Source organism: Yoonia sp. (assembly GCF_017854415.1).
Lineage (GTDB): Bacteria > Pseudomonadota > Alphaproteobacteria > Rhodobacterales > Rhodobacteraceae > Yoonia.
Genome location: NZ_JAFMHR010000190.1, coordinates 2,551 through 4,125 on the forward strand (window position 1 = coordinate 2,551; position 1,575 = coordinate 4,125).

The 1,575-nt window shown below is 53.3% G+C and carries 1 protein-coding gene and 1 pseudogene; both read right to left on the minus strand.

The features are described 5' to 3' along the window. Positions 1–590 (minus strand): annotated as a pseudogene (locus tag QZ197_RS15090) (C4-dicarboxylate ABC transporter substrate-binding protein); the annotation flags it as partial. A gap of 21 nt (positions 591–611) precedes the next feature. Continuing rightward, positions 612–1,436, minus strand: a complete 825-nt coding sequence (locus tag QZ197_RS15095; protein WP_296432994.1) for a putative hydro-lyase — start codon at positions 1,434–1,436, stop codon at positions 612–614. Positions 1,437–1,575: the final 139 nt, after the last annotated feature.

The following is a 1,575-nucleotide window of genomic DNA, read 5'->3' on the forward strand; positions in this document are numbered from 1 at the left end:
CCTTTTTGCAGCGCGCCTGGCACTTCTGCAAAGGACACGTTCACGCCCTCTGCGCCAAGTGCTTCTAGCAGTTTCGCAGTCATACGGCCGGATGCACGTACCTTCAGACCCTCAAGGTCAGCAAGGTTGGTGATTGGCGCGTTACAGAACACGACCTGTGGCGGATAAGGTGCGACAGCCAGAACATGCGAGTTGAAACGATCGCGGTAGATGTCAGCCAACATCGGGCGTGCTGCATCAACCATTGCGCGGGCTTCATCGGCTGTCAGCGCCAAAAGTGGCACATCAAGACCTTCAAGCTCTGGCGCGTCTGCAACAGCATAGTCAGCAACAGTCATCGCTACGTCATAGACGCCTTGACCAAGCAATGGATAGATATCACCCAATCCAAGGCTCATCTGGTTGTGGGTTGTCAGCTCAACATTGATGGTCCCGCCGGATGCTTCTGGCAGTGTTGTGCTCCAAAATGGGGCCTCGTATTGATTGTGCAACGGCAGGCTGGACCAGCTACCAACGACCGAAAGATCTTCGGCAAATGTTGGTGTTGCAAGCGCCGTGGTTGCTGCAAGTAGTGCAAGAGTACGTTTCATATTGTAGAGCTCCTTGTTGGATTAGTTTGTTGATATAATTGTTGTTTCTGCGTCTTCCGCGACATCAGCGATCAGCATGTGTCCGGGAGAATGCGTGATGCAAAGCGGTAGCTGCGCATCAAGAAGGACGTTTTGCGGGGTCACCCCACACGCCCAATAAACCGGAACCTCACCCGGTTTGATTTCAACGGCATCGCCCCAATCAGGTTGCGACAAATCTGCGATGCCGATGCGGGTTGGGTCACCGACCGCAATCGGCGCGCCATGCGCTTGTGGAAAGCCCGCGCTAATCGCCTTTGCCTGTTCCACCTGATGTTCAGGAATAGGCCGCATCGTTACGACCATTTTGCCATGAAACGGGCCTGCCGGAACTAGATCAATGTTTGAGCGAAACATCGGAACGTTCTTCGCGCTTTCGATATGGCGGACCGGGATACCGTTTCGCAGCAATGCATTTTCGAATGTGAACGAACATCCAAGCGCGACGGTCACAAGATCATCCGCCCAAACATCTGTGATGTCGGGCACTTCTTCGGCAAGCACACCATCCCGAAACACGCGGTACATCGACACATCCGTACGGATATCGATGTCATGGCCCAAGGTGAAAAGATCGGGGTTGCCGGTGTCCCCGACCGCGACAACAGGGCAAGGCTTTGGATTGCGCAGGCAAAAGCGCAGGAAATCCAAAGCAAATCGTTCGGGTAGGATCGCAAGATTACATTGTAGCTTGCCCGCAGCCAATCCCGACGTGTGTCCAGCATATGATCCGTTGCGAATGGCACGGCGGACGTCGACCGCGCTGGCGGCCACAAGATCGGCATGGGAAACGGTTTTCGTTGGCATCAGGGTAACCTTTGCAATGTCGGCAAAGCATCACACGGCTAACCAGTTTCATGCAAATTATCATTTTATATCATTAGTGATAGATAATTTGAATTCACTTGGGATGTGTCTTGTCCCACAACAATGCAACTTCACGCGC

Coding starts and splice junctions, on each gene's coding strand:
- QZ197_RS15095 (WP_296432994.1), bottom strand. CDS start 1,436: ATGCCAACGAAAACCGTTTCCCATGCCGATCTTGTGGCCGCCAGCGCG.